We start from the raw sequence: 8074 nt of genomic DNA on the forward strand, positions 1-8074 counted from the left end.
GCAGGATCGTGGGCTGGAAGGTCTCGACCTCCATGACCACCCAGTTCGTGCTCGACGCCCTTGAACAGGCCATCTGGCAACGAAAGCCCGCGGGAAACAGGGCGCTGATCCATCATTCGGATCGGGGTTCACAATACCTGTCGATCCGATATACCGAACGCCTGGCGCTGGCTGGCATCGATGCCTCGGTCGGCACGGTCGGTGACAGTTATGATAATGCACTGGCGGAGACGATCAACGGTTTATACAAGGCCGAAGTTATCCATCATCTGGGGCCATGGAAATCCATGCCGCAGGTCGAATGGGAAACACTCAGATGGGTGCACTGGTATAATAATCGACGCCTATTGGCACCAATCGGCTACAGGCCTCCCGCCGAAGCCGAACGCGCCTTCCATGCAGATCAGAGCAGACTTGATATCGCAGCCTGAGCGCTGAACAAATCGCTCTCCGGTAAACCCGGGGCAGTTCAGTTGTTCGAATTGCACGGGTGACAGCATCCCGTTCCTGAAGTGCTCGCGCGCCGAATTATGGAACATTTCGATATAGTCAAACACGTTTTGCCGGAGCATGCCTGTGCGGCAGGAGGTCTTCCGGTGCAGTCTCTCATTCTCACGCAATAACGCAGTATGATCATGACGACGGCTTCATGCTTCCCGACATCACCGCTCCATTTCTTCAGCGTCCAAGATTCGATGTATAAGGCCTGGAGTGCTCACACGACAAACAACTGCTCAGGGCCGGATGCACCGCTTCGTTTTCAAACTTGGCCTTGTAAACATGTCCTGTTCCAATTCTCCTTCGTGAATATCTGCGCTTTTAAAGATCCGGAACTAAAACATGACACGTCCAGTGCGTGCGCTGTCTGGCTTTATACCGATGCCAGACCCGTTATAACTTAATATCTTCGATGCTGATGATACCGACCAGGTTCGCGATTACGTCACGAAACAGCGTGCCTCTCACAGTTCTTCTTTCAGTTTGTCTATGAACTGACCAACTGGCATGGTCCGCGCCAGAGGGGATCCCTGACCGGCCCAATAATACCAAAGGATGTAGCCACTGACTCGTATGTGAAGTGACGAACGGTGTTGGCTCCGATTCTCTTGCTGCGGGAAGAACTGGCTGATGACGAGGGCGGTGAAGCTACGGGATAACTATTCGGCCTCTGACCTGAGGCGGATTGCTGCGCGCAGCCGGCATGCGAACGCTGCACGCCGACTTCTGGCCCTGGCGGCGGTCCGTGACGGGGCGAGCCGCACCGATGCTGCCTATGGACCGCCAGACATTGCGAGACTGGGTTTACCGCTTCAATGCCGAAGGGCCCGATGGCCTGCGGGATCAATGACGAAACGACTCTGTCTGCCGCCTGACGGCGGACCAACAGGCGGAACTCTCGGCATTGATTATGGCTGGACCCGACCGTAACCGGGACGGCATGGTCCGCAGGCGCTGCGTTGATCTGAAGTGGGTGATTGAGGAGCGCTTTGGCGTCTCGTATCACGAGCGCCATGTTTCCACCCTGCTGAAGAGACTGGGCTTCAGTCGCGTCAGCGTACACGCCAGCCGGCTGACCAGCGTTACGACAATGCCTGGCTGTTCGGGGGAATCTGTCCGGCGCGCGGCAAGGCCGCCGGCCTGGCGCTGCCGTTCATCGGTACGGCCAGCATGCAACTGCATATCGAGCAAATCTCACGCTGCGTCGCCCGCGGCGCTCATGCCGTCGTGTTGCTCGATCGCGCAGGATGGAACACCACTGACAAGCTGAAACTGCCCCGCAATGTCAGCCTGATCTTCCTGTGGTCCCGTGCTTCCGAACTGAACCCGGTCGAGAATATCTGGCAGTTCCTACGCGCCAACTGGTTGTCCAATACCGTCTTTAACGGCACCGAGCACATCATCGACGCTGCCTGTTCCGCCTGGAACAACCTTGCCGACCTGCCGGAAACCATCTGTTCCATTGGCCTCGGTGTCTGACTGAAAATGAGTTGAGTGATTTCATGGGGTTATGATCCATGGGTTTGCGAGAACCTGATGAGATCAAGATGGCCTGGACTGAAATCACCCGCGCGCAGTATCAAAGGGACGACCTAGAATATGCAGGCGACCTTCGCGATGCGGAGTGGGCGCTGATTGCGCCGCCGATGCCCGAGAAGAAACGACTGGGCAGACCATGACGTACGGATTTGCGCCGGGTCATGGAGGCGATCCTCCATATCGTCACGACCGGCTGCCAATGACGACAGTTGCCCGGCACTTTCCGGCCTTCACGACCGTACAGGGCTATTTCTACCGTTGGATCCGCGAGGGACGATGGGAAGCCATGAACCCTATTTTCGTGATCCTGTCGCATGAGCAGGACAGGCGAGACGCTACGCCTTCGGTAGGCATTATTGACAGCCAGTCGGTTAAAACTGCTGAAAATGGCGGTCCACGCGGTTATGACGCGGGCAAGAAGATCAGGGGCCGCAAGCGGCATATCGCGACCGACACGCTGGGTTATGTCGTGGCGGCTGTCGTACATCCTGCCGACGTTCAGGATCGTGATGGTGCGCTGGCTGAACTCGGCCGATGGACGATTGAAATCGTCAGGCGTAGCGATCGGGCCGAAGACTTCGTCGTCCTACCGAAACGCTGGATCGTGGAGCGCAGCTTTGCATGGCTCGGACGCTGCCGCCGCCTCACGAAGGATGTCGAGGCAACAATCTTGTCATCCCACGCGTGGTTGATGATCGCCCATATCCGCAGAGTCCTGCGGAAAATCAATCAAACCGCTTTCTGATTCAGGCTCTCAGAAAATGGGCTCATAAAGGTCAAAGATGCTAGCCGTTAGTATAAGCAGTTTTCTACCGTATTTTCCTGCAAAATATGAAATTATTTTTTCGCAGTGACATAAATAAGAAACCCATTATGCCACATGCCATCCAAATACCCGCCAATAGAGCACACAAAGCGGCGCGCCCATCTTGATATATACAACTAAAAAGCGCAGCCACAATAAAAACCAGGCCCAAAAAAGCAATTATGATTTCCCACCAGGCGGCTCCTCTTCTCTGTTTATAAAAAGCAGTCAGTGCGGATAGCTGCACCAGTAAATAGCTTATCATGATACATACGGCCCCCACAGTGCCAAAAAATGCATAAATATCCATTCCACCAGAGGGCAGGACCGGCAGGACCGGCTTCAACAGGACAAGCAAAAATTGCTGGCATACAATCAAAACGGTAATCCCGAATGGAGAAAGGATATGATCTGATAGAAATGCTGCGCTGTATGCTGGCAAAACACTGTCATGCCCGATCACGATGTGACGTGCGAGATTGCTGCATGCCGTAATGGCCGCGACTGTTCCGGCAAAAGCAGAGCCGAGTGCCGCAACGCCAAAGGTAACCATGCTCCATCGCCCAATATAGTAACGGGCCATATCAGCAAGGGCATTGGATGAAATGACCAACGCCGACAGGCCACCGAGGTGCTGCTCAAAGCCATATTGAATAACAGCCATGACACCAACAAACATGATGCCGGATATGATGACACCTGCCGCCAGGGCCTGATGCATTACTCGGGGTGAATGTCCATTTTCTTCTGACAGGGTCATGCATGATTCGAATCCCGCCCAGGACAGAAAGGCAATCACAACCCCGGAAAGGACAGAAGATATTCTGATGGGCTCCGCAGGCATGACAGTATGCGCAATAGCAGTATGAGGCTGCATTAAAACAGCTACGCACAGATAGATGATCAGGATAATTCCCACTCCCTCCATGGCCAACAGAATATGCATGATGGTATTGGTCTGGCCACGGATGATCATTAGATTAAAAAACAGGACAAGCAGAAAAAACGGCAGATAAGATGTGATACGCATATCCGGATATAACATATGAATAATATCCGAAACAAAAGAAGCTGTTACATTCGGGTTGGCCAATGAAAAACTCGCATAGGCTCCCAGCAACGCAAGGGATGCAAACTGCCCTGCCTGTTTCCCCAGAATCTGCCCGACTGCAACATCAGCCATTCCGACATGCCCCCCCATGGAGGCAAGGCGGCCAAAGCTATAGGCAATGGAAGAGATGCCGATCCAGCCAAGCCCGTATACCTTCCATAAAGCAACATGGGTCAGCCCCACCAGCGCCTGCCCATTGGCACACAGAACCACCGTGGGGCTGATGAAAGCAAGGGAAAGAGCCAGAAGCTCAATTAATCCCAGCTTACGTTTTGTGCAGCCGGGTTCCGATGTGCCAGACATGTAGACGCCACCCCACAAGAAAAAACACAGATATCGCAACAGTCACGGGTATATTATCAAGCTGTAATGGTACCAGAATGACCATTCCGTCCTTGCCTGAATATCTGTTTCGAAAATATAATATAATCACTGGCGCATATTAAACTTAGAAATATAAAAAATATTTTAAAATTCATTTTGGTGTGCATCTGATGAATTCATTATTGCATGTATATACGTTGCTTTATCGCAACATATTTTTCTTAAACCAGATATGTTCATTATTCCTTTATCAGGCGGCTTGAAATTAACATATCCCATATATAGGATTTTTTTGCGAAAAGAACCGATCACACACTGTTCATTCCTCGCTCTCTTTCGCGCTCCTCCGATCCGGTTCGCGCGTTCAGGCGCGCATCTTCCACTCAACTGGAAGAAAGGAACAAAGCCATGAGTCGTCAGAAAACACTGGAACAGCATGACAGGCTCAGCCTTGATATGTCACCGGTTGGCATGACGGTGATGCCAGCAACTCATGTCCAGGAGACATGCCATCCCTGTACCCAGGCGACACTGGCTTTCGGGTGCGATCTGTTACAGGCATCGTCTGCCATCCTGTTCTGGGTTGATTCCGCCCATTTTGTTCAGACAATAGAACTGACCGGAACGGAAGCTGACCTGTTGCCGGAGTATTTCAATAACGGCTTCTATACCTACGATCCCCTCAGCATCCGTAAGGTTCTGAATGGATCAAACAATGTGCTCATGCTGGACCATGAGCGTAGTCACAATTCACATGACCACAATCAGATTCATGATACGTTTTTGCAACGTCATGGAATTGTAGACGAAATCAATTTCCTTTTTCGCAATGAAAATGATGCCGTGGCGCTGTTAAGCGTGATGAAGCGCCAAGTTGACCGCACTCCTTTCCCGACCGATTTCCAATGGGAAGCCCTACGCCGCTACATGGAATTTACCCTCCAGCAGCATCCACAGATGCGCGACCGGCGGATATGTCGCGCCCTGAAAGAAAAGTTCCAGCTTACCAATAAGGAAGTCGAAGTTGTTTTCCTGCTTGAAAAAGGCGCCTCAAACTGGGAAATCTCGGAAATAATGCATATCGGGGTTTCGACCGTAAAAACCCATATTGTCAATATATTAAACAAAACAGGCGTCGGCAGCAGGGCAGCGGTCGCCGCATACATGCGCTCTTTATGATGCCCGGTCGGCTATCGCGTTAAGGAAATACAATGCGGGGAAAATAGAACGATACGATAAAATTCGGCACATCTACGATCTCGCTAATGCGCAAATCCCCGCAAACCGAGCAGAGCATGTAAGCATTGACGGGTGAGATACCATACAAGCGACTCAGTAGATCGATCATACGGGAAACACTTTCCCGTGCAGCCTGAAACAGGTCAGGACCGAGCCCGATCGTAACTTCATATCCTGCCCCGTCAAGATGACGTGTAACCGGACCAGAAGTAGTCAGGCGCGGCGCGGGGAGAAACGTGCGCTTGAGTAACTCAACACGTATTTCCACATTCATGGCGCTTTCAATTGCGGTTCCGCATACCTCACCATCACCCTGCGCCGCGTGCGTATCCCCCAGGGACAGGAGCGCTCCTTCCACTTCTACCGGCAGATAAAGTACGCTCCCTTCAGCGATATCGCGCAGATCCATGTTACCCCCTACCCGCCGTGGTGGCACAACGGAATGCGGGCCAGGCTCTGCCGGAGCTGCGCCGATCGTGCCAATAAAGGGCTTCAACGGCACCCGCACGCCCTCATGGCCGAAAAGCGCAGGCTCCAATGTGACGGGATCGTAACGCCATAGATAAAGTGATGGCTCGGGAAACTGGTCTGCCAGCAGGCCAAAGCCTGGTATGTTCGCAGTCCAGCCCTGCCCCGACGGATAGAAGCGGTTGACGGTTATTTTAAGCGCATCCCCCGGCTGTGCTCCCTCTACATAAACAGGTCCGTTAAGGGGGTTAATGCGCCCGAAATCGAGTGTCGCCAATGTGCGGGCGGTTGCATCCGCGTCTATCTGGCCGCCAGAAGCATCGGCACACTCGAAGCACAAAACATCACCAGGCATGGCGACATGAACGGGCGCCGTGTCACGGTTCCAGCCAAAATGCGCCTTATGGTGGTGAATGGTATGTACGCAGGACTGGCACATCTGACGGAACCTTCTGCAAATAAAGGGAAAGCTATCTGTTCAGAACTGCGCGGAAACCGTACCGAAATACTGCCGGGGCGCACCAATAAACAGCGTTGGATAGTCACCTGAGAGTGGATAACCCTCGATCCCCATCCCTCCCACATAGGTGGTATTGAAAAGATTGTAGACACCAAAATTAATCTTGAGATTCTTGGCAAACCCGATATGCCCGAAATTATAGGTAGCCGAAAGGTTAGCCAGCCAGTAAGCTGGCACGTACGTATCGTTCACATAAGAAAGCGGCCGACGCCCTGTATAGGTTGCGCTGAACGTAGCGCTGGCATTTTTATAAGTGTATGTGGCATTGGTTTTATACATGAACTTGGGGTAGGCAACCTGGTGCTTGCCTTTCAGACTTACATACTGGCCTTCATATTCAATACCGCCTTCATACTGTGCATCATTGTAACTGAAGCTGTTGAATATTTCCAATCCTTTGACCGGGCGTAGTGTTGCAGAGACATCTGCACCGTTCATGGTTTCCTTACCTGCATTGGTAAAGGTACTGTAAGGCTGGAAAATATTGCCCGCTTCCGTGCTGACCAGCCTGTTATAATAATCAACATGATAAAAATCGACCGAGGCAGACAGGCGCCTGGAATTATATCTGTAGCCGACAACATAATCCCATGTCCGTTCGGGCCGCAGGGAGTTCTTGGTATCGTTGAAAACCTGCTGGTTGGCATCTGTCCATGCCCCGCCGTTGGGCATGTTCCACGGATAATAAGTATAGGCGCGCATGTTTTCCGCTATATCGAAATACAGTTCATGGTGCCGGAGAAAGGTATAATTCATTGAAAAATGCGGGAGAAAGGCATCGGCCGCAGTCAGGTTGCCACGCGGCAGGGCACTGGCTCCGGTATAGGCGGCGTTATTGTAACTTGCACCACCATGCGTGGTCTGCAGCATGGAACGAAACCCGGCGCTGACCGTCAGATTACGCTTGATGTGATATGTATCCTGCAGAAAAAACTGGAACGTATTGGTATTGTATTCGTCGTCGAATTCAGTCGTATAAGGATTGACATATGGCCCCATGGAACTGATCGGCTGCCCTTGCCCCAACAGAGGTTCGCTATACAAACGGGCAGGGAAACTGTTCCAGTTATTTTCATACCAGAAACCAGCCTGGATGTGGTTCGATGCAATATCATACTCAAAGGACTGTATGCCACCGATCCGGCGCATGCCCATATGACCTACATACTGGCTCATGGGAGAACCATTGGGGGAAGGAATCGCCTCCTCCATCTCATAGTTGCCACTGGAGACATGGGCGTACAGGATTGTTTTTTCCGTCAGGCGCGGTGTCAGATGGAATTCGGCGATAATGGCAGAAAGGAAATTGCGCTGTTTTTGCCCGGCATCATTATAGGTTGCACTTGATTCATCCTGCACATTACCCAGTTTCTGGATATTGGCTGAATAGTTCCCCTGTGCCGCGGCATAGGCCTCGGCATAGTTCGGATAAAGATAATTCAGGTTGCCGCCCAGTGTTTTCAGCATATTCATACCAACCATTGTTTGGCCTGACTCACGGGGTACCCATCGGTTTAAAAATGTGATTCATAGGATGCAGACCATTCTCTGAAGGAGGCATTCTGGATGG

Annotated in this window: 6 protein-coding genes and 2 pseudogenes; 4 read left to right on the forward strand and 4 right to left on the reverse strand. The window is 51.9% G+C overall.

The features are described 5' to 3' along the window. Nucleotides 1-431, forward strand: a 431-nt coding sequence (locus CDI09_RS16835) for a DDE-type integrase/transposase/recombinase (RefSeq protein ID WP_146220936.1), incomplete at its 5' end; no start/stop codon positions are given. Here CDI09_RS16835 and CDI09_RS19035 read toward each other — a convergent pair. After that, nucleotides 345-572 carry an IS3 family transposase gene (locus CDI09_RS19035; RefSeq protein WP_078527228.1) on the reverse strand — a complete coding sequence of 76 codons (228 nt, stop codon included), beginning with the start codon at nt 570-572 and terminating at the stop codon, nt 345-347. The two genes, CDI09_RS16835 and CDI09_RS19035, sit on opposite strands and share 87 nt — an antisense overlap. 556 nt (nt 573-1128) lie before the next feature. On the opposite strand from CDI09_RS19035, the pseudogene CDI09_RS16845 reads away from it, so the two are divergent. Beyond that, nucleotides 1129-1977 (forward strand): annotated as a pseudogene (locus tag CDI09_RS16845) (transposase). Nucleotides 1978-2045: 68 nt separating this feature from the next. Continuing rightward, a pseudogene (locus CDI09_RS16850) lies at nt 2046-2782 on the forward strand (IS5 family transposase). A 64-nt stretch (nt 2783-2846) separates the two neighbouring features. On the opposite strand, the gene CDI09_RS16855 reads toward CDI09_RS16850, so the two are convergent. Beyond that, on the reverse strand, nt 2847-4256 hold the full coding sequence (locus CDI09_RS16855) for an APC family permease (RefSeq protein ID WP_078527230.1): 1410 nt from the start codon (nt 4254-4256) through the stop codon (nt 2847-2849). A gap of 429 nt (nt 4257-4685) precedes the next feature. Here CDI09_RS16855 and CDI09_RS16860 point away from each other — a divergent pair, with 429 nt between their 5' ends. Continuing rightward, the gene (locus tag CDI09_RS16860) at nt 4686-5456 is read left to right on the forward strand and encodes a helix-turn-helix transcriptional regulator (RefSeq protein ID WP_078527232.1); all 771 of its coding nucleotides are present in this window, start codon (nt 4686-4688) and stop codon (nt 5454-5456) included. Between the two features lie 19 nt (nt 5457-5475). Here CDI09_RS16860 and CDI09_RS16865 read toward each other — a convergent pair whose 3' ends face one another. After that, entirely contained in the window at nt 5476-6423 is a 948-nt protein-coding gene (locus tag CDI09_RS16865; RefSeq protein ID WP_078527234.1) for an acetamidase/formamidase family protein, read from the reverse strand. Nucleotides 6424-6462: 39 nt separating this feature from the next. Then, a complete protein-coding gene (locus tag CDI09_RS16870) occupies nt 6463-7986 on the reverse strand; it encodes a TonB-dependent receptor domain-containing protein (protein ID WP_249034055.1) in 1524 nt (507 codons plus the stop codon). Between the last annotated feature and the right edge of the window lie 88 nt (nt 7987-8074).

The sequence above is a fragment of the Komagataeibacter nataicola genome (assembly GCF_003207795.1).
Lineage (GTDB): Bacteria > Pseudomonadota > Alphaproteobacteria > Acetobacterales > Acetobacteraceae > Komagataeibacter > Komagataeibacter nataicola.